Below are 20,653 nucleotides of genomic sequence, written 5' to 3'. Positions count from 1 at the left end.
GTGCAATAGCAACGACCGAAAACCGTGACATAGAGGCCGATCGATGACGATGAAGGATTTCAAAAGGCCGTGGATCGCCGCGTTGCTGGTCGTGCTGGTCGGCGGCGTTGGCTATTTTGTCTGGAAAGAGTTCGGCAGGAGCAGTCTTCCGCAAGGCATTGCCAGCGGCAATGGCCGTATCGAAGCGACGGAGATCGACATCGCCACCAAGACGCCGGGGCGGATCCGGGAAATCCTGGTCAACGAAGGTGATTTCGTGACGGCCGGCCAGGTGCTCGCCCGCATGGACACCGATCAACTGGAAGCGCAGCGCCGACAGGCGATCGCCCAGCATCATCGGGCGATCGTCAGTGTTGACACGGCCAAGAGCCTCGTCGCGCAAAGAGCTGCCGAACGCACCGCCGCCATCGCAGTCATCGCCCAGCGTGAGGCGCAGCTCGATTCGATCCAGAGAAAGCTCGGGCGCTCGGAGCGGCTGATCACCACCAGTGCAGTGTCGCAGCAGGTTCTCGATGACGATCGGGCGAACGCCGAGGGCGCGAAGGCTGCCGTCGCAGCGGCTCAGGCGCAACTCGCGGCGGCCGAGGCCGCCATCAGCGCCGCCAATGCGCAGGTGATCGATGCCGGAGCATCCGTCGATGCGACCCAGGCGGCGGTCGAAAGCATCACCGTCGACATCAACGATGCGATTCTGAAATCGCCTCGCGACGGTCGCGTGCAATACCGGGTCGTGCAGCCGGGTGAAGTGCTGTCCGCCGGCGGGCGGGTGCTCAATCTGGTTGATCTCGGCGATGTCTACATGACGTTCTTCCTGCCGACCGCGCAGGTCGGACGGATACCGATCGGAGCCGAGGTCCGGCTCGTGCTTGATGCCGTCCCGCAAGTCGTCATTCCTGCCAAGGCGACCTTCGTGGCGGACGTCGCCCAGTTCACGCCGAAGACCGTCGAGACCGAAGAAGAGCGGCAGAAGCTGATGTTCAGGGTGAAGGCGCACATCTCGCCGGCGCTGTTGAAGAAGTACATCCAGCAGGTCAAAACTGGTCTTCCCGGCATGGCCTATGTCAAGTTTGATCCGAAGGCGGAATGGCCGGCCAATCTCAACGGAACGCTGGCCCAATGACCGTTCAAACGTCCGCCGCCGGGCTGGTCGGATCGACTCAACCCGTCGTGCGTCTTGCCGCGGTCGATCTTGCCTATGGCGGCAACCACGCGCTTCAGGGCATCACGCTCGACGTGCCCGCCGGTTGCATGGTCGGCTTGATTGGCCCCGATGGCGTGGGAAAGTCCAGCCTGTTGTCGCTGATCGCAGGCGCGCGCGCCATCCAGACTGGAACCGTGGCGGTGCTCGGCGGCGATATGGCCGATACCGCCCATCGTCGCTCGGTTTGTCCGCGGATCGCCTACATGCCGCAGGGGCTCGGCAAGAACCTCTATCCGACGCTGTCGGTATTCGACAATGTCGATTTCTTCGGACGGTTGTTCGGCCAGGGCAAGCAGGAGCGGGAGCGTCGAATTCGTGAACTCCTGCAAAGCACCGGTCTGGCGGCTTTTGCAGACCGCCCGGCGGGCAAGCTTTCGGGCGGCATGAAGCAGAAGCTGGGCCTGTGTTGCGCCTTGATCCACGATCCCGATCTTCTGATCCTGGACGAGCCCACCACCGGCGTTGACCCGCTGTCACGCCGCCAGTTCTGGGAACTCATCGACAGAATTCGCGCCGAACGCGCCGGCATGAGCGTCATCGTTGCGACGGCCTACATGGAAGAGGCCGCGCGCTTCGATTGGCTGGCGGCGATGGATGCTGGCCGGGTTCTCGCCACCGGCGCTCCGGCCGAACTGCTGAGGCAGACCGGCGCCGCCACGCTCGACGGCGCCTTCATCGCGCTGCTTCCGGAGCAGCAGCGCCGCGGCTACGCCGAGGTCGTGATTCCGCCGCGTCCCGTTGGCGTCGACGACGACATTGCCATCGAAGCCGAGCACCTCACCATGCGGTTCGATGATTTCACCGCCGTCGATGACGTGAGTTTTCGGATCGGCCGTGGCGAGATCTTCGGATTTCTCGGCTCGAACGGTTGCGGCAAGAGCACGACCATGAAGATGCTGACCGGACTGCTGCCCGCCAGTGAAGGCACGGCCAAGCTATTTGGACAGGAAGTCGACCCGAACGACATGGCGGTGCGGCACCGCGTCGGTTACATGTCGCAAGCGTTCTCGCTGTATTCCGAACTCACCGTCCGCCAGAATCTCGATCTTCATGCGCGGCTGTTCGGCATGCCTGTCGAAAAGATTGCGTCCCGCATCGACGAGATGGCGCAACGTTTCGATCTCGCAAACTATATTGACTCGTTGCCGGATCCCCTGCCTTTGGGAATCCGCCAACGGCTTTCCCTCGCCGTCGCGGTGATTCATTCTCCTGCCATCCTGATTCTCGACGAGCCCACCTCCGGCGTCGACCCGATCGCACGCGACGGCTTCTGGCGAATCCTGTCCGACCTGTCGCGCACGGACAACGTCACCATCTTCATCTCGACCCACTTCATGAACGAGGCCGAGCGCTGCGACCGGATCTCGCTGATGCATGCCGGCAAGGTGCTGGTCAGCGATTCGCCGAAAAACATTGTCGAAAGCCGTTCCGCCGATTCGCTGGAAGCGGCCTTCATTGCCTGCCTGGAAGCCGCGATCGGTCAAACTGCAAGCGTTGCACCGGATATCGGGCCGATTGCCGCCGCCGCCGAGAAGAAAGCCGAAGCAGGCATGTCCGCAAAGCCAGGTGCGTGGCAGCGGTTGTTCGATCCGCGGCGCATGTTTGCCTACACCCGCCGCGAAGCCCTTGAACTGCGCCGCGATCCGATTCGCGCCACGCTGGCCACCATCGGCAGTGTCATTCTGATGTTCGTGCTAGGTTATGGCATCAACATGGATATCGAGAATCTGACATTCGCAGCGCTGGACCGCGACGACACCACGATCAGCCGCGACTATATCCTGCAAATCGCCGGGTCGCGCTACTTCAAGGAAAAGGCTCCGATCACGGATTATGCCGATCTCGATCGACGCATGCGCAGCGGTGAGCTGAGCCTGGCGATCGAAATTCCGCCGGGCTTCGGCCGCGACGTGGCGCGCGGGAAGAACGTCGAGATCGGAGGCTGGATCGACGGCGCGATGCCCACGCGGGCGGAAACCGCGCGCGGTTATGTTCAGGCGATGCACGCAAGCTGGCTGACTCAGAAGGCGACAGAGCAGTATGGCGCCGCCGCCGTCGCCGGCAGCTACAACCTGGAGATCCGTTACCGCTATAATCCGGACGTCAAGAGTCTGGTGGCGATGGCGCCGGCGGTGATCCCGCTGCTGCTGCTGTTGATACCGGCCATGCTCGCTGTGCTCAGCGTGGTTCGCGAGAAGGAACTCGGATCAATCGTCAATTTCTACACCACGCCGGTGACGCGGCTCGAATTCTTGATCGGCAAGCAATTGCCCTATATCGCGCTCGGCATGCTGAACTTCGTGTTGTTGACGGCCTTCGCCATTTTCGTGTTCCGCGTTCCGTTCACCGGCAGCCTGCTGGCCCTTGCGAGCGGCGCACTGCTCTACGTCACGACGACGACCGCAATGGGGTTGATGATCTCGATTTTCATGAGCAGCCAGATCGCCGCGATTTTTGGAACCGCTATCATTACTTTGATTCCTGCGATGCAATATTCAGGGCTGATGGACCCGGTGTCCTCGCTGCAGGGCGCCGGCGCGTTGATCGGGCGAATCTATCCCACGACCTATTTCGTCAACATCACGCGCGGCACTTTCTCAAAGGCTCTGGATTTCGGCGACCTGTCCGGTTCGTTTGTGCCGCTGCTGATCATGATCCCTGTGCTGCTGGGACTGGGTTCGATGCTCCTCAAGAAGCAGGCGAATTGAGCATGCGCTCGGCCAACATCGTTCAGCTTGGCATCAAGGAATTTCGGGGGTTGGTCAGCGATCCGATGATGCTGATCCTGATCCTCTACGCTTTCACATTTCAGATCTACACGGCATCGACCGCGCTGCGCGAGACGCTGAACCGCGCGGCGATTTCGGTGGTTGACGAGGATCAGTCGCCGGTGTCGTCGCGGATCATTGCGGCATTCAATCCGCCGTATTTTGCAATCCCGATGCTGATCACACAGCCCGAAATGGACGCGCGCATGGACTCGGGTTTCGACACCTTCGCGCTCGATATTCCGCCAAATTTTCAGCGCGATCTGATGCGCGCCAAGTCACCCACGCTGCAGCTCAACGTCGATGCGACCCGCATGTCCCAGGCCTTTACCGGCGGCGCCTATATTCAGTCCATCGTCTCGAGCGAGGTCGCCGAATTCCTGAAGCACTATCGGGGCACGGCCACCGTTCCCATCGACCTTGCGCTGCGGGCCCGTTTCAATCCTGAACTTAACAAGGGCTGGTTCGGCGCGATCAACGAGGTCATAAATTCCATTACCATGCTGTCCATCATCCTGACCGGCGCTGCGCTGATCCGAGAGCGCGAGCACGGCACCCTCGAGCATCTGCTGGTGATGCCGGTGACGCCGGTCGAGATCATGGCCAGCAAGATCTGGTCGATGGGCGTAATCGTTTTGCTTGCGTCTACGGTGTCGCTGCTGGTGATCGTGCAGGGGATCCTTGCGGTGCCGATCGGAGGTTCGGTGACGCTGTTCCTGTTCGGCGCGGCCCTTCACCTGTTCGCCACCACCTGCATGGGGATCTTTCTGGCGACCATGGCCGGCACCATGCCGCAATTCGGGCTGCTGCTGATGCTGATCCTGATGCCGCTGCAGGCCCTGTCAGGCAGCCTCACGCCGCGCGAGAGCATGCCCGAAATCATTCAGACCCTGATGCTTGCTGCTCCGAACACCCATTTCGTGATCCTCGCGCAGTCCATTCTGTTTCGGGGCGCCGGACTGGACGTTGTGTGGCCGCAATTGTTCGCGCTGACCTTGATCGGGGGCACCCTCTTTCTGGTCTCATGGGTGCGCTTCAGGCAGTTTCTGCGCTAATTCATTATTGACGGTCACTCACATTGACGCAGGCGAATGCGAGCGGTCGAACGGCACGGATGCCGCATTGGCGGGGAAAACGGCCGCAGTTTTCCGATGACGTAATATCAGTGGGATGGATCGCCGTTGCTAGACTGTTGCCGGGGATAGTTTAGTTACTGGCCTTCAGGAGCCGACCGCAGATATGCGCCGGATCACATCCGCGGCGAGATGGGGCTTGGGAGGTCATGCCGGTTCTGGGTGGCGTCGAGCCGGGTCCAGCGATGCGGCGAGGATGTCGAAACCGGCGAGAATGTTGGCACTCTCGCGATTCAGCAGATATTGCATGGCGATGCCGAACGACGAGGCGAGGATCATCCGCGCCAGAGCGTCATTTTCGCTGCGCCTGGACGTCGCCGCATCGGCGAGATCGGCTGAGAGATGGACGCTGATCGCAGCAGCAATGTCTTCGATGAATTGATTCACGTCGCAGCCGAATTCGTCCGATCGCATTGCGATATTGAAGAACTCCAGAAAGTTCCGATAAAGATCGGTCTGGTTGCGTAGCAGTTCGCGATTGTAGTCGATGATGTCGCGAATCTTCGCAGCCCGCGTCGCCGACTTCGACAGTTTGGCGGCGAGGCCGTCGCTGTAACGCTCGCGCATCCCTTTCAGGACTTCGTTAAATAGCCCGTCCTTGTTCTTGTAATAGTAGTGCAACTGGCTGAGGGCGACTCCCGCCTCGTCGGCGATCTCGCGCAAGGTGACGTTGTTGCAGCCGCGCAGGGCGATACACTTGAACGCCGACTCGAGGATCTTCTGCGAACTCTTGCCACCCTTAGGGGTCATGGCGGGTCTCTCCGTGCGCGGCATTCGGTCCGCGGCAATCTAGAGCTATACGGTTGGATAGGAAACCGCCACTTTGCGGCGGCTCCGCCCTCGTCAAGCGACGGCATCGAGCTTCGATGCGCCCTCCGGTGTTGCCGTGCGCCAATCCGCCAGCGCCGCATCGAAGTCGCCTCCGGTGATCGCGAAGGGTGCGAAATCGGCGCCCGGCTCGGCGATGATCGAGGCGCGAATGGCCGCCATAGCGGCCCGCCGGCACAACGCCTCGAGATCGGCGCCGCTCATGCCGGCGCAAGCCTTCGCCAGCGCGGCCAAATCCACGTCGCTGCCCAGCGCACGGCCGCGGCAGTGGATCGCCAGGATCGCGGCGCGGGCGGCCCGATCGGGCAGTGCCAGAGTCGCGATATGATCGAAACGCCCCGGGCGCAGCAGAGCCCGGTCGATCAGGTCGGGGCGATTGGTTGCCGCAATCACGACGACGCCGTCGAGACCAGCTAGTCCATCCATCTCGAGCAAGAACTGCCCCACCATGCGATCGCCGATCCGGGCGCCGCCATCGTCACCGCCGCGCGACGCGACGATGGCATCGACCTCGTCGAAGAAGATGATCGATGGCGCCGACTGGCGGGCCTTGCGGAACACGTCGCGGATAGCCCTTTCGGTCTCGCCGACCCATTTGGACAGCAGTTCCGGCCCGTTGACGGCGATGAAATTGACGTCGCTCTGGGTGGCGAGCGCTCGCACGATCAGGGTCTTGCCGGTTCCGGTCGGCCCGGTGAGCAAGATTCCGCGCGGTGCCGTCGTCTTGACGAAGGCCAAACGCTGCGGATATTTCAGCGGCCATTCGACCGTCTCACGCAGCAGCGCCTTGATGTCGTCGAGGCCGCCGACCTCGTCCCAGTGCGACGCCGCCACTTCGGTGATGAGCGATCGTGTCGAGGCGAGCGGCACCTCGCGTAGAGCGCGATGGAAATGATCCATGCGGACCTGGAGGTCGCCATCGAGCGCCGCGGCGGCGCCCGGATCGCCGGCGACCAGGCGTGGGCCGAGATCGCGGGTGCAACCCATCGCCGCCTCGCGGCACAGCGCGGCGAGATCGGCGCCGAGATAGCCATGCGCCGCCGCCGCGATCTGCGCCAGATCGACGTCGTCCGCGAGCGGCATCCGCCGAGTGTGGATGCGCAGGATCTCGAGCCGGCCGGCCCGATCCGGCGGAGCGATGCCAATTTCCCGATCGAAGCGACCGGGGCGGCGCAGCGCCGGATCGAGACTGTTGGGAAGATTGGTTGCGGCGATGACGACGATGTTGCCGCGCGCCGTCAACCCGTCCATCAGCGCCAGCAACTGGGCGACGACGCGCTTTTCGACGTCGCCGAGCACGGTTTCCCGGTTCGGCGCGATGGCATCGATCTCGTCGAAAAAGATAATTGCGGCCGGTTGCTTCCGGGCGTCGGCGAAGATCCGGCGAAGCATTTCCTCCGACTCGCCGTAGTGTTTCTGAATGATCTCCGGGCCGTTGACGTGGAGGAAGTAGACACCGGCTTCGCAAGCGACGGTGCGGGCGATCAGGGTCTTGCCGCACCCCGGTGGTCCGTAGAGCAGAACGCCCTTCGGGGCCTCGACCCCGAGGCGGGCGAATACGTGCGGGAAGCGCAACGGCAATTCGACCATCTCGCGCACCCGGGCGACCTCACGAGCGAGGCCGCCGACGTCGTCGTAATGGGACGTCGCGGCGTCTGCCATCGCCCGATGGTCGATCGTCACTTCGGTCGCCCGACCGATGACGCCGCTGCCGTCCGGGATTACGTCGACCACCATGTAGCGTCGGCGCTGGCCTTTCGACCCGATCTCTACGCGGTCGCCACGCGCGACGCGGTGATCATCGAAGCTGCGACGCGGCGGGTTGCCATCATCGTCGGGCGCCGACCGCCCGAGGCGTGGTAGCGAGCGGCACAGCCCCGCCCACCAACCGTTGCCGACGGCGGCGCCGAATTTGGCGCCCCCGTCGGCAAGACGGGCGAGACGAACCAGCCGTGCCACGACGACCTCAGGCACCGAACTGCACCCGCGCGATCGCCTGGGCGACACCGGGAACGGTGGGAACCTTCAAACGCTTCAGATCCTGGACCATGTACCAACCGATGATGGCCGTGAACAATCCATAGCTGATGAAGGCGACGTGGAACGACCAGTAGCCGTTCAAGGCGAACGGACCGGACTTGATGTAGGGCAGGAAGGTCAGCGGCAGGAACGATAGGCCAGAGAACAGTGCCAGCACCGCCGACCAGCGCGGCATCAGCGCCGGACGTTCCTTGTCGAAGAAGGCGAACAGACAGATCGCGATCACTTCGACGGTGGTGATCATGTAGGTCATATCGTAAGTGTACCAAGCGAGAAAATGCACGGCCTTGATCAGCGCGGGATCGACGGTGCCGGCGTTTTCGGCGCACCATGCCCACATTACCGGACCAAACATCAGCACCCAGCCGGTCAGCACACCGCCGGTGAGCTGGATCAACGACAGGATCGGCGTGGACTCGCGCCGCCACATCTGGACGGTCAACTGGCAGGCCCAAATTAGATAGAGAATACCAAGTGCCGTCGACAGCGACTGGCCAAGCAGGATGTCCGACCGGTACTTCACATAGAAATTGTCGACCAATTCTTGTGCGGAGAACAGCGGATCGGGCGGCGGATAATTGTGGCCGAGCACCACCCAACTCAGCCCGTAGAAAACCACGAAAGCCGGACCGCACCAGGCGGCGGCGACTTGAATTTTGCGGGATAAGGTCTCGTCCATCAGAACCTCTTGCCAACTTGAAGCCGGACACGCTCGCGTGGGAGCGTTCCATAAAATCGGACGGATGTCCGACCGAAATTACGTTTCTACCAAACACCAGCGGTTGTCAACCCCGCCGGCGCCGGCGGGGAGCCCTCCGAAGTGACTCGGGTTCTTCCGTACGATTGTGATGTTGAGACAAACGGTCGAGCGGCCCTATCGATGGAAAGCGAGCGCGGTCTCGTACCCTTGAAGTTTCCCGCACGACGCAGGCGCTGCGCTGGCACGACCGAAACCCATGCGGCTGCATCTCAACGAGGTATCGGTCAGTCGCCGGGCGCGTGGGCAGTGCAGTTGATGGACCGCGCTGGGCCACACTGCGGCGAGCCCCGGCATACCGAACAACATCAAGCTGACCTTGCTGCCGTCGCGTCGGCCCGAACTGCACCCGCTAGAGAAGATCTGCCAATCGAACATAATGAGGTAGTAGGCGCATGTCGGTCGATTCTAGGGAAACTTAGATATAATTCGACCAGCGTTTCGAAATATCAGAACATCGTGCAGCGCATCACCTCGCAGGTGGCAAATTGACTCACGCCGCTCGTACGTTATCCAGGAACATGCCGACTTCGACCTTCAGCCGGCTGTCGCGGGACAGCGACTGCGCTGCGGCGTGGACTTGCGCCGAGGCCGACCCGGTCTCGCTGGCGCCGCGCTGCCCATCGGCGATGTTGGCGCTCATCTGCTGGGTGCCTTGAGCGGCCTGCTGCACGTTGCGGGAGATTTCCTGGGTCGCCGCACCCTGTTCTTCGACCGCTGAGGCGATGGTCGATGAGATCTCCGACATCCGTCCGATAGTGGAGCTAATCTCCTTGATCGCCGACACCGAGCCCTGCGTTGCCGCTTGAATCCCGCTGATCTGTTGGCTGATCTCCCCGGTCGCCTTCGCCGTCTGCTCGGCAGCGCCTTGACTTCGGAGGCCACCACGGCAAAGCCGCGGCCAGCTTCGCCGGCGCGGGCGGCTTCGATGGTGTGCATGGTGAATTTGGATAGCTATGGCGTAATATTCGGATGGTCCGAAAAAGCTTCATCGAAACGATCAACGAAAACATGACGGATTGTGCATCCGAAACGCATGAATAGAACCTGACCGGTTGGCTGGCGTAGCGTGCACTTGAGCTGTTGTTCCGAGTGGATGAGCGCTTCCATCTCGCCAATGCTCGCGAGTATTTCGCGCAGCTTCTGTTTGGCTTCGATAAATTTCTTCGCTGCGATCAAATTTGTTCGTGCAGAAAGGAGTAGCACTGAACCGCCCCGGCTCTGGCTTCTTCAGCTTCGATCACAATAAGCGCGAAAGGCTCGATCCGATCTGGCAATGAGATCCGCGACTCTCTCGGTGGCCACAGGAACTCCACGCGAGCGCACGATCAGGCGGATAGGCATGCCTGATCCGCAGAAGCTCTCAGCTGTGGCGTGAAAGATCAATCAGGGGTGCGCAGCATTTCTTGTACTTTTTTCCGCTGTTGCAAAAGCACCGATCGTTGACCTTGGTGTTGGATGCGAGATCGACGAGGACGGCCCCTTGGGCATTCCGGGCTGTGTTCCAAAGTTCCTTGAGCCGCTCGCGGTTGATCCGAATCTCGTCGCCGACCGAATGTGCTTCCATCGTGCGTTGGAGCGTATCGTTTGCGGCGATCCAACGATCAGCGCTGGCAAACACGCCGAGACTTCGCTTCACATTGATAATGCGTTGCTTTCCCTCATAGTCGTAGATGCGGCCCGGATCGGGAAGAAACAACACCTTTAGTTCGTCGTTGACATGTGGCGTGATGTCGGTGAGTGAGTCGTGTTGCTGCCAGACTGCATGGTGCTCCGCCTCAATGAATACCCGGGGCCATTCCCAAATCAGCCAGCCGTTGACGATTGCGCCACCATCGCTCGCGACCTTTGCCAAGACATTGTTGAAGCATTCGTTGACGATCGCAACAGGATCGGGGCGCACCGGAACCCAGGCCGGCGTTTGGTCGGGATTGAGTTCGCCGCATAGCGAAACGATCGGTGCTGATACAGCCTGTGGAGCCGTTGTGAAAGTCTTTGCGAAAATCTCGGTCTTGATGGTGGGCAATTGATGTTGATCCAACTAGCCTACGTGCGAGCGTGCGCCCTTACAGTTGCGTATGATAACCACACTTCGAAGGCCTTTGTCCTGCGCGGTACGCTTTGCGCGCTCAATTACTTCGTCTAGCCGCATATCGAAGGGGCCGCTCCCACCCCAATCGGGTTCGTCGCTTACGAAGAAATAGCCCTTGTCTGCTGGTGGTGTGCCGGTTTGATGGGAGTGGACGATGATGTGCCGCTCGGTCGGCATCTCCTTCGGTGCCCAGATCACATCTACCATCGATTACTCCTGTGTCTTCGCCAATTGAGTATGATAGGTCCGTCGATAAACGCATCGGCCAGGTTCAAATATTACTCCGTCGCCCGAACGTTTGAATCGGGTGGGCCCGCAAGTAGCTGCTCTTACGGCGACATGATTCGAAGGATTTGTCTAGATCAGATCAAGAACATTCGACGGCGAGCGTCTTGATCACGACTTGCCGTCCAGTCGCTTTCGGTCCGAATCTGCTCCATTCAGCGTGATTTCCTCGTCTGCGTTGCCATTGCGGCTCTTCGATTGGAAAAAAGTAAATCTATGAAAATCAGCAACTCAAGGCATTTCCGCTGGTGGCAAACGGTTTTGCCGCCCTGGAATAAGCGGGCTTCTATGGCGTAGCCCTGCGGGCCGGGCTGTCGGCTGCGCTGAAGCCCCGCAAGCGCGGTTCTTCCCCCTTCGGGCTTCCATCCCTGACGCAAGAAGTGCCAACGGGAATGCCATATCATTAGCGCTGCGTATTTCGTTGCGATCGAGAGTGAAAGTGCGGGCCGGTTTGGCCGTGACGGGTTGAAGACTGGAGGAGAGGCTTCCGGCGCCCGTCGCGGAGAACCGCGATGTCCAGAACCGCCATAAGAGACCGCACCGGCACAGGCCGCGTCAACCTCTATACCGAAATCACCGACAAGACCATCGCCGAGCTGGAGGCCGGCCGCGTGCCCTGGGTGCAGCCCTGGGGGACGGCGGCGGCAAACGCGGCGATCGCGATGCCACTCAATGCCGCGACCCGGCGCCGATATTCCGGAATCAACGTGCTGATCCTGTGGGGCGCTGTGATCGAGGCTGGCTTTTCAGGGCAGAGCTGGCTCACCTTCCGGCAGGCGCTCAGCCTCGGCGGTCACGTCCGGAAGGGCGAACACGGCACGACGGTCGTCTATGCCGATCGCTTCACCCCGGAGGATGAACGGCGGCGCGCCGCTGAGGGCGGCGAGGAGGCGGGTGCAATCCCGTTTCTGAAGCGCTTCACGGTTTTCAACATTGATCAGTGCGACGGTCTCCCCGAAGAGGTCGCTGCAGCGATTATTCCGCCGCCGCCCGGACAGATCGAACCGCAAGCAGAGGCGTTGATTGCCGCAACCGGCGCCGACTTCCGCATCGGGGGCAATCGCGCTTACTACAACACGGGGGGCGATTACGTGCAGGTGCCGCCGCCGGCAGCATATTTCGAGCCGGTCAATTGGCACCGCACCGCGTTTCACGAGCTCGGGCATTGGACCGGCCACGCCTCACGTCTCAACCGCGATCATTCCGGCACGCATGGCTCCAAATCCTACGCGCGCGAGGAACTCGTCGCCGAAATCGCTGGCGCCTTCGTCTGCGCCTCGCTCGGCATCGTGCCGACCGTGCGGCACGCCGATTATATCGGCTCCTGGCTGGAGGTGCTGCGTGAGGACAACCGCGCCGTGGTACGCGCGGCGAGTGCGGCGTCGAAGGCCGCGGATTTCCTGCTGGGCTTTGCACCGCAGGCGATCGAGGGCGGACCCGAGGAGCGTGAGCAAGCGGCGTGACGCCGTCGCCGGCGCCAGCGGCCTTCACTCGCTGCGACGCCTCGGAGAGTGAGAGGGAAGCCGGGATTTCCGTGACGGGTTTGCAGGTCGAGAGAAAGTCTCTCGGCCGCCCGTCGCGGAGAGACCAACATGGCGTCAGTTCAGAAGATCAAGCTCAGCCCGTCGCGTGACATTCCCTTCAACAGACTGGTCTTGAGCCAGTCCAACGTCCGCCGCGTCAAGGCCGGCGTCTCGATCGAGCAATTGGCCGAGAGCATTGCGCTGCGCACCCTGTTGCAGAGCCTGAGCGTTCGGGCGGTGCTTGACGAAGACGGCCGGGAGACCGGGATGTTCGAGGTGCCGGCCGGCGGGCGGCGTTATCGCGCCCTCGAACTGTTGGTGAAGCAGAAGCGGATGGCGAAGACGCAACCGGTGCCGTGCGTGGTTCGGGACGATGGCATCGCCGAGGACGATTCGCTTGCCGAGAACAACGAGCGGGTCGGGCTGCATCCGCTCGACCAGTTCCGCGCGTTCAAGGTGCTGCACGACGGCGGCATGAGCGAAGAGGATATCGCGGCTCGGCATTTTGTGACGCCGGCGATCGTCAAGCAACGCCTACGTCTCGCGTCTGTGTCACCGAAGCTGCACGAGGTCTATGCCGACGATGGCATGACGCTCGATCAGCTGATGGCGTTTTCGGTCACGGCCGACCAGGCCCGCCAGGAGCAGGTCTGGGACAATGTCAGCCGCTCCCGGTTTGATCAGCCCTATCAGATCCGGCGCATGCTGACCGAGAATAGCGTGCGTGCCTCCGACCGCCGCGCCCAGTTCATCGGGCTGGATGCCTATGAGCAAGCCGGCGGCGTTATCCTTCGCGATTTGTTCGAACATGACGACGGCGGCTGGCTGCAGGATGTGGCGCTGCTCGATCGACTGGTCATGGAGAAGCTGACGGCTGAGGCCGAGAGTATCGCGGCGGGAGGCTGGAAGTGGATTTCGGTGGCGGTCGACTTTCCCTATGGCCACACCAACAATCTGCGCGAATTGGGCGGCACACCCGTCGAATTGAGCGAGGAGGAGAGGAGCACGATCGACGCGCTGAACGCCGAACAGGCCAAGCTCGAGGCCGACTACGCCGAGGCCGACGAATTGCCGGACGAGGTCGATCAGCGGCTTGGCGAGATCGAGACGGCGCTGTCGGCTTTGGAGACCCGGCCGGTGATCTACGATCCGGCCGACATCGCCCGCGCCGGCGTCTTCGTCAGCATCGATTCCGAAGGCAAGCTGTCGGTCGATCGCGGCTATGTGCGGCCGGAAGACGAAGCGCCTGTGGACGCTGGTCCGGAGGTGGAATCCGCTGCTGAAGGCCGAACCGTCGATGGCGAGGAGGATCAGCCAGCGGTCCAGCGCGCCATCATCACCGTCGGCGGTACTCCCGCGGAGTCAGACGAAGACGAGGACGACGTCAGCAAGCCGTTGCCGGACCGCCTCGTCACCGAACTGACCGCGCATCGGACCCTGGCGCTGCGCAATGCGCTGGCGAGTGATCCGGCGGTTGCCTTCGCCGCGGTGTTGCACAATTTCGTGCTGACGACGTTCTATCGCTTTGCATCATCGAGCGGTTGCCTTGAGATCGCGATCCGCACGCCGACCTTGCCGGCACAGGCGCCCGGCCTCAACGACAGCGTGTCGGCCAAGGCGATCGAGGCACGCCATGATGGATGGAAGGCGCGGTTGCCGCGAGACGAGGGCGACCTTTGGAATACGCTGAACGGGTTCGACACCACCGAGCAGTCATCGCTGTTCGCGCATTGCGCGTCGTTCGGCGTCAACGCGCTCTACGAGCCGGCCAGTCGCTTCAACGAAGGGCGCGTCTCCGCGCATAGCGTTCGCCGCAGGCTCGACGCTGCCGACGTGCTGGCACACCATGTCGGTCTCGACATGGTGGCGGCAGGTTGGACCACGGGCGTCGACAATTATCTTGGCCGGGTCACCAAGCCCCGGATCCTCGAAGCGGTACGTGAGGCCAAGGGAGAATCGTCGGCGCAGCTGATCGAGCACCTCAAGAAGGCCGACATGGCGCGGGAGGCCGAGCGGCTGCTGGAAGGCACGGGCTGGCTGCCCGAGCCGCTGCGGCTGACCGACGCTGAAGCTTCTGCCGTGACCGGCGAAGCCGAGGCTCTGCCTGAATTCCTCGCCGAAGACGACGAGGAACAGGCCGAAGCCGACGACGATCAGCCTTGCGTCGATGTTGCGGAATGATCGGCGAGGGCGGGGCGGCGATAGCCGCTCCGCCCAGTCTGTTGCGATCACAACGCCATTCCCAGCAATCGTGAGAGGGAGAGTTCGGCCGGGACGGGTTTGAGCCGGCGGGGCTGAGAGAGCGCGCCACGGCTCGATCCGTTCCTGCTCTCCCGAGGCTCTTGTGATGATCCCATCTTCTTCCTCCACGGCCATGCGATTATCAGCGTCGCTGGCCAGCGGCGATGCCGCCGCGCGCATCGTGGCCGCAGCGGGATTGATCGTTGCGCAACTGGAGCGCGGCCGCCGCATTGATGCGGCTGGCCTCCGCGCCGCGATGGAAACAGCCTTTGCCGGTTCGGACGCTGATGGCGCCTGGGATTGGAAGAGCGCCTATGATGCCTGTGAGGCCGCGACCGTCCTGTTCCTGCGCAAATTCGGCCCGGCGATGCGCGCACGTGCCGCGTCGTCCGACGCCATGCTTCCGATGCTGGCGAAGATTGCGCGCCTTCTTCCAACCCATACGCGACGATCCGAAGAAAGCCAGGCGCTGCAGCAATTCAGCTCGCCGATCGGGCTCGGACTGGCAGCTTCCACCGCTGCGGCAATCACCCCCTCCGACGTCGTACTCGAGCCGTCGGCCGGGACCGGGCTGCTCGCCATTCTCGCCGAATTGTCCGGCGCGACACTCGCTCTGAACGAACTGGCCGAGACCCGTGCTGGCTTGCTCGAGCTGTTGTTCCGCGACGTCTCCGTCACCCGCTTCGACGCCGCGCAGATCGACGATCATCTCGGCATTGGCATCACGCCCAGCGTCGTGCTGATGAACCCGCCATTTTCCGCACTCGCCAATGTCGATCGCCGGATGGGCGACGCTGCGTTGCGCCATATCTCGTCGGCACTGGCGCGGCTGGCCGATGGCGGGCGCCTCGTCACCATCACCGGCGCCAGTTGTGCACCCGATAACCCGTCGTGGCGCGACGCCTTTGTCGACCTGCAGCAGCGCGGGCAGGTGGTGTTCTCCGCGGCGGTCGATGGTGCGGTCTACGCCCGACACGGCACCACGATGGAGACCCGCCTGACCGTGATCGACAAGCGGGGGGCGGACGACCCCAGGGTATTTCCGGCATCACTAGGCGTGGCGCCCGACGTTGTCACGCTACTCCGCTGGATAAAAGAATCTGTGCCACCTCGGTTGCCGGTCTCGCTCCCGCTGGCAGTCCATTCGATCGGCCGACCGATGCCAAGCGTCGGCCGCGCACAGCAGCCCGTCGTCAAAAGGCCTTCCTCCTTCCCGGCTAAGCTACCCCAGCCAGACGCGATTGAGCTCGCCTATCAGACGGTCGACTGGAAGCCGATCGAGGGCGGCGGCATCACCGATGCGCTCTATGAAGCCTGCAGCTTGCAGTCGATCCGGATTCCCGGCGCCAAGGCGCATCCCACCAAGCTGGTGCAGTCGGCGGCAATGGCCTCTGTGGCGCCACCGAAGCCGAGCTATCACCCGCATCTGCCTGCAGAGGTCGTCGAACGCGGTCTGTTGTCGGATGCTCAGCTGGAAACCGTAATCTATGCCGGGGAAGCCCATTCTCAGTTCCTGGCTGGGTCTTGGAGCGTTGACCCGACGCTCGACATCGTCGCCGCCGCGCGTGATCACGCCGAGACCTCGGTTCGATTTCGCTCAGGCTTCATGCTCGGCGACGGCACCGGTGCCGGCAAGGGCCGCCAGGTCGCCGGCATCCTGCTCGACAATTGGTTGAAGGGACGGCGCAAGGCGGTCTGGATTTCCAAGTCCGACAAGCTGATCGAGGATGCCCAGCGCGACTGGTCGGCGCTCGGACAGGAACGGTTGCTGGTGACACCGCTGTCGCATTTCCGGCAAGGCACCCCGATCCGTCTCGAGCAAGGCATCCTTTTCACCACCTATGCCACGCTGCGCTCCGACGCCCGCGACGACAAGATATCACGCGTCCGGCAGATCGTGGAATGGTTGGGCGACAATTCTGGCTCTGAGACCGAGGCGGGTTTCGACGGCGTAATCATCTTCGACGAGTCCCACGCGATGCAGAATGCTGCAGGCGGCAAAGGCGAACGCGGCGACCAGGCTGCCTCGCAGCAGGGTCGCGCCGGTCTTCGCCTGCAACACGCGCTTCCCAACGCGCGCATCGTCTATGTCTCGGCGACCGGCGCCACCACGGTTCATAACCTCGCCTATGCGCAGCGCCTCGGCCTTTGGGGCGGCGACGATTTTCCCTTCGCCACCCGCGCGGAATTTGTCGAGGCAATCGAGGGCGGCGGCGTGGCGGCGATGGAGGTGCTGGCCCGCGATCTCAAGGCGCTCGGGCTCTATACGGCGCGGTCGCTTTCTTACGAGGGGGTGGAGTACCAACTGGTCGAGCACCGGCTCACCGAGGAACAGATCCGGATCTATGACGGCTATGCTGGTGCGTTCTCGATCATCCACAACAACCTCGATGCCGCGCTGCGCGCCGCCAACGTCACCGGGACCACCGGCGCGCTGAACGCGCAGGCCAAGTCCGCGGCGAGATCCGCATTCGAATCTGCCAAGCAGCGGTTCTTCAACCACCTCATCACCGCGATGAAGGTGCCGTCGCTGATCGCCTCGGTCGAGCGCGATCTGAACGATGGCCATGCCGCCGTCATCCAGATTGTCTCCACCGGCGAGGCGCTGATGGAGCGCCGGCTTGCCGAGATCCCGACCGAGGAATGGGGTGACGTCCAGATCGACATCACGCCGCGGGAATATGTGCTGGATTATCTCAGCCATTCGTTCCCGACCCAGCTCTACGAGCCGTTCACCGACAGCGAAGGCAATTTGTCGTCGCGGCCAGTGTTCCGGGATGGCCAACCGGTGCAATGCCGGGACGCCGTCGTGCGGCGCGACCGGTTGATCGAGCATCTCGCCTCATTGCCGGCGGTACACGGCGCGCTCGATCAGATCGTGCAGCGCTTTGGCTCCGACATGGTCGCGGAAGTGACCGGACGCTCCCGGCGCATCATCCGCAAGACCGGCCCGAATGTCGTTGATTGCCTCAAAGTGGAGAACCGCGCCGGCTCCGCCAATCTCGGCGAGGCTCAGGCGTTCATGGACGACCTCAAGCGCATTCTGGTGTTCTCGGAAGCCGGCGGCACCGGGCGCTCCTATCACGCAGAGCTCTCAGCCAAGAACCGGCGGCTGCGCGTGCACTATCTGCTGGAAGCTGGATGGAAGGCCGATGCTGCGATCCAGGGGCTTGGCCGCACCAACCGCACCAATCAGGCGCAGCCTCCATTGTTTCGGCCGATCGCGACCGATGTGAAGGCCGAGAAGCGTTTTCTTTCGACCATCGCGCGCCGGCTCGACACGCTCGGTGCCATCACCAAAGGCCAGCGCCAGACCGGCGGGCAGGGCCTGTTCCGCGCCGAGGACAACCTTGAAAGCCACTATGCCCGCGACGCCCTGCGGCAACTCTATCTGCGGCTGGTCAACGGCAAGATCGTCGATTGTTCGCTGCAAGCGTTCGAGGACGCCACCGGGCTGAAGCTGACCGATAGCAAAGGCATCAAGGACGAGCTGCCGCCGATCACCACTTTCCTCAACCGGCTGCTGGCGCTGACGATCGATCTGCAGAACATTCTGTTTGCGGCCTTCGAGCAACTGCTGACCGCGCGCGTCGAGGGCGCGATCGCGTCCGGCACCTTTGATGCCGGCCTGGAAACCCTGACCGCCGAAAGCTTCACGGTCACTGACCGGCAGACGATCTACACCCATCCCGGCACCTTAGCCGAGACCCGTTTGCTCACGATCACCCAGCGCGACCGCAACCGACCGGTCACGCTCGACGAGGCGCTACAGCGTCTCGCCGATCCACGTGCGCAATGTCTGGTCAACGCCCAGTCCGGTCGCGCCGCCGTGCAGGTTCCGGCGCGTAGCATCATGCTGGATGACGGCGAGGTGGAACGAAGAGTTCGTCTGATCCGGCCGATGGAGCATCCGACGTTGCCTCTCGCGTTGATGCCGCAGACCCATTGGCAAGAGACCGACCGCGAGACCTTTGCGCACGCCTGGGAAGCTGAACTGGCTGAGGTGCCGGAGTTCACCTCAACCGAAATCCACATCGTGACCGGTTTACTGCTGCCGATCTGGAAGCGGTTGCCGAATGAATCGACGCGGGTCTACCGGCTGCAGACCGACGTCGGGGAGCGCATCGTCGGCCGCAAGGTGTCGGCGGCTTGGGCGGCTACCGCGACCGAGACGGGCATCTCGACCATCACCCCCGACGCTGCGTTCGCGGCGTTGCTCGATGGCAAGACGATCATTGATCTTGCGGAATCCCTGCAGCTGCGCCGGGCTCGCGTAATGGGCGTGAACCGGATCGAATTGGCCGGCTTCACCGAGGCGATGCGCGACCGTCTTCGCGCCTATGGACTGTTCAGCGAGATCGTCTCCTGGAAGCTGCGCTTCTTCGTGCCGCTGGATGCGACCGGCACGGCGGTGCTGGCCAAAGTGCTGGAGCACTATCCGGTGCTGCGGATCTCCGATCGGGCTGCGGCGTGAGGTCAAGCGCGGCGGATCTGGCGCAACGTCTCGCGCGCGAGGCCGAGGCGGTGTGCCGCCACTATCTCTCCAACGGATGTCGCGTCGGCAATTATTGGCAGGTCGGCGACGCCCGGAACACCGCGGGCCGCTCGATGTTCGTGCGCTTGACGGGCAGGGACGGTTCGCGCCCCGCGGGCAAATGGACCGATGCCGCCACCAGCGAACATGGCGACCTGCTCGACGTGATCCGCGAAAGTTGCGGCCTGGTCGAGTTCCGCGATGTTGCCGAGGAGGCACGGCGCTTTCTCAGTCTGCCACGGTCCGATCCGAAACCGGACCGCCATGCCTCATCCACCGCACCGACCGGCTCACCACAATCGGCACGACGGCTGTTCGCGATGGCAAAGCCGATTGCCGGGACGCTCGTCGAAACCTACCTGCGCCACCGCGGCATCGTCGATCTTGATGGCTTGGCCAGCCTGCGCTTCCATCCACGTTGCTACTATCGTCCAGGCACGCATGCGCCGACTGAGACCTGGCCCGCAATGATCGCCGCCGTCACAGATCTTGATGGCGAGATCACCGGTGTGCACCGCACCTGGCTCGATCCGTCCGGCTTGGGCAAGGCTCCGATCGACACACCGCGGCGGGCGATGGGCGACCTTCTCGGCAACGCGGTCCGCTTCGGTGTGGCGGATGACGTGATGGCAGCGGGCGAGGGCATCGAGACCATGCTGTCACTGCGCGGTGTCATGCCAACCATGCCGATGGCCGCCGCACTCTCAGCCGCGCATCTCGGCGCCATCCTGTTTCCGGTCACGCTGCGCCGGTTTTATATCGCCCGCGACAAGGATCCGGCGGGTGATGGCGCGCTGGATGTCTTGATCGGTCGAACCCAGGCGGCGGGGATCGAGGCGATGGCGCTGTCGCCACGGGGCGGCGACTTCAACGAGGATCTGCGGCAGTTCGGCATCGACGAGCTACGGCGAGCGGTGCGGACGCAGATTGCCCCGGACGACGTCACGCGGTTCATGCACCGCTGATCTCATGTTTTGGACAGAAACGGTGTGGGGCTTTCCCGGCACCGTCGCAATCGATCCGGTTGCTTCCTATTGGGTCGGAGAGCACCGCGCGCACGGCCTTCTTGAGAGGGCGATCGATGCGGCAAGCGTTCCGGAGCCGCAATGGCTTCGCCGACTATTTTCCGCCGGCGGGAAGACCCGCCTTTGCATCGCGAGGCAAAATAGCCGGCTCCCGCCATCCTCCGCTTCGCTTCGGCCGCTGTCGCTGCGCTCGGCGGTGCAGGTCCGGCCCGCCCGCCGCTGTTCG

General features: G+C 62.9%; 13 protein-coding genes and 2 pseudogenes. 7 read left to right on the top strand and 8 right to left on the bottom strand.

The genetic code is table 11. The features are described from left to right. Positions 1 to 43 precede the first annotated feature (43 nt). From RPC_RS17945 to RPC_RS17935, 3 genes are read left to right on the top strand one after another with little or no spacing between them, the layout of a single operon-like run. Positions 44 to 1,120 carry an HlyD family secretion protein gene (locus RPC_RS17945; RefSeq protein ID WP_011474003.1) on the top strand — a complete coding sequence of 359 codons (1,077 nt, stop codon included), beginning with the start codon at positions 44 to 46 and terminating at the stop codon, positions 1,118 to 1,120. Continuing rightward, entirely contained in the window at positions 1,117 to 3,909 is a 2,793-nt protein-coding gene (gene rbbA, locus RPC_RS17940) for a ribosome-associated ATPase/putative transporter RbbA (RefSeq protein WP_011474002.1), read from the top strand. The genes RPC_RS17945 and rbbA overlap by 4 nt, the downstream gene beginning before the upstream one ends. Positions 3,910 to 3,911: 2 nt before the next feature. After that, positions 3,912 to 5,024, top strand: a complete 1,113-nt coding sequence (locus RPC_RS17935; protein WP_011474001.1) for an ABC transporter permease — start codon at positions 3,912 to 3,914, stop codon at positions 5,022 to 5,024. 225 nt (positions 5,025 to 5,249) lie between these two features. Here RPC_RS17935 and RPC_RS17930 read toward each other — a convergent pair whose 3' ends face one another. From RPC_RS17930 to RPC_RS26305, 8 genes and pseudogenes are all read right to left on the bottom strand, one after another. Then, complete coding sequence (locus RPC_RS17930; protein WP_041802031.1) at positions 5,250 to 5,876, bottom strand: TetR/AcrR family transcriptional regulator; 627 nt, start codon at positions 5,874 to 5,876, stop codon at positions 5,250 to 5,252. Between the two features lie 69 nt (positions 5,877 to 5,945). Then, positions 5,946 to 6,800 (bottom strand): ATP-binding protein, encoded by an 855-nt coding sequence (locus RPC_RS26880; RefSeq protein WP_415914846.1) that lies wholly within the window; start codon positions 6,798 to 6,800, stop codon positions 5,946 to 5,948. 144 nt (positions 6,801 to 6,944) lie between these two features. Further along, positions 6,945 to 7,520: pseudogene (locus RPC_RS26875) on the bottom strand (ATP-binding protein); the annotation flags it as partial. A 376-nt stretch (positions 7,521 to 7,896) separates the two neighbouring features. Continuing rightward, the gene (locus RPC_RS17920; protein ID WP_011473998.1) at positions 7,897 to 8,649 is read right to left on the bottom strand and encodes a hypothetical protein; all 753 of its coding nucleotides are present in this window, start codon (positions 8,647 to 8,649) and stop codon (positions 7,897 to 7,899) included. Between the two features lie 571 nt (positions 8,650 to 9,220). Continuing rightward, a pseudogene (locus RPC_RS25595) lies at positions 9,221 to 9,660 on the bottom strand (methyl-accepting chemotaxis protein); the annotation flags it as partial. A gap of 21 nt (positions 9,661 to 9,681) precedes the next feature. Continuing rightward, positions 9,682 to 9,906, bottom strand: a complete 225-nt coding sequence (locus RPC_RS26310) for a hypothetical protein (RefSeq protein WP_157043244.1) — start codon at positions 9,904 to 9,906, stop codon at positions 9,682 to 9,684. A 184-nt stretch (positions 9,907 to 10,090) separates the two neighbouring features. After that, a complete protein-coding gene (locus tag RPC_RS17910) occupies positions 10,091 to 10,753 on the bottom strand; it encodes an SEC-C metal-binding domain-containing protein (protein WP_041802028.1) in 663 nt (220 codons plus the stop codon). Between the two features lie 15 nt (positions 10,754 to 10,768). Next, positions 10,769 to 11,026, bottom strand: coding sequence for a hypothetical protein (locus RPC_RS26305; RefSeq protein WP_157043243.1), 258 nt, complete (start codon positions 11,024 to 11,026; stop codon positions 10,769 to 10,771). A gap of 590 nt (positions 11,027 to 11,616) precedes the next feature. Between RPC_RS26305 and RPC_RS17905 the strand changes: the two genes are divergently transcribed. The 4 genes from RPC_RS17905 to RPC_RS17890 all read left to right on the top strand — a co-directional run bounded on the left by RPC_RS17905 (position 11,617) and on the right by RPC_RS17890 (position 20,367). Next, a complete protein-coding gene (locus RPC_RS17905) occupies positions 11,617 to 12,567 on the top strand; it encodes an ArdC family protein (protein ID WP_011473994.1) in 951 nt (316 codons plus the stop codon). 129 nt (positions 12,568 to 12,696) lie between these two features. Beyond that, positions 12,697 to 14,808: a ParB/RepB/Spo0J family partition protein gene (locus tag RPC_RS17900; protein ID WP_011473993.1), complete on the top strand. Its 2,112-nt coding sequence runs from the start codon at positions 12,697 to 12,699 to the stop codon at positions 14,806 to 14,808. Between the two features lie 166 nt (positions 14,809 to 14,974). Further along, positions 14,975 to 19,342 (top strand): strawberry notch-like NTP hydrolase domain-containing protein, encoded by a 4,368-nt coding sequence (locus tag RPC_RS17895; RefSeq protein WP_011473992.1) that lies wholly within the window; start codon positions 14,975 to 14,977, stop codon positions 19,340 to 19,342. After that, complete coding sequence (locus RPC_RS17890) at positions 19,339 to 20,367, top strand: DUF7146 domain-containing protein (RefSeq protein WP_011473991.1); 1,029 nt, start codon at positions 19,339 to 19,341, stop codon at positions 20,365 to 20,367. Before RPC_RS17895 ends, RPC_RS17890 begins: the two co-directional genes overlap by 4 nt. The last annotated feature ends 286 nt before the right edge of the window (positions 20,368 to 20,653 follow it).

The sequence above is a fragment of the Rhodopseudomonas palustris BisB18 genome, from assembly GCF_000013745.1.
Lineage (GTDB): Bacteria > Pseudomonadota > Alphaproteobacteria > Rhizobiales > Xanthobacteraceae > Rhodopseudomonas_A > Rhodopseudomonas_A palustris_F.
Note: the sequence above shows the minus strand (reverse complement) of the source record. Positions and strands in the feature narration are given on the sequence as shown.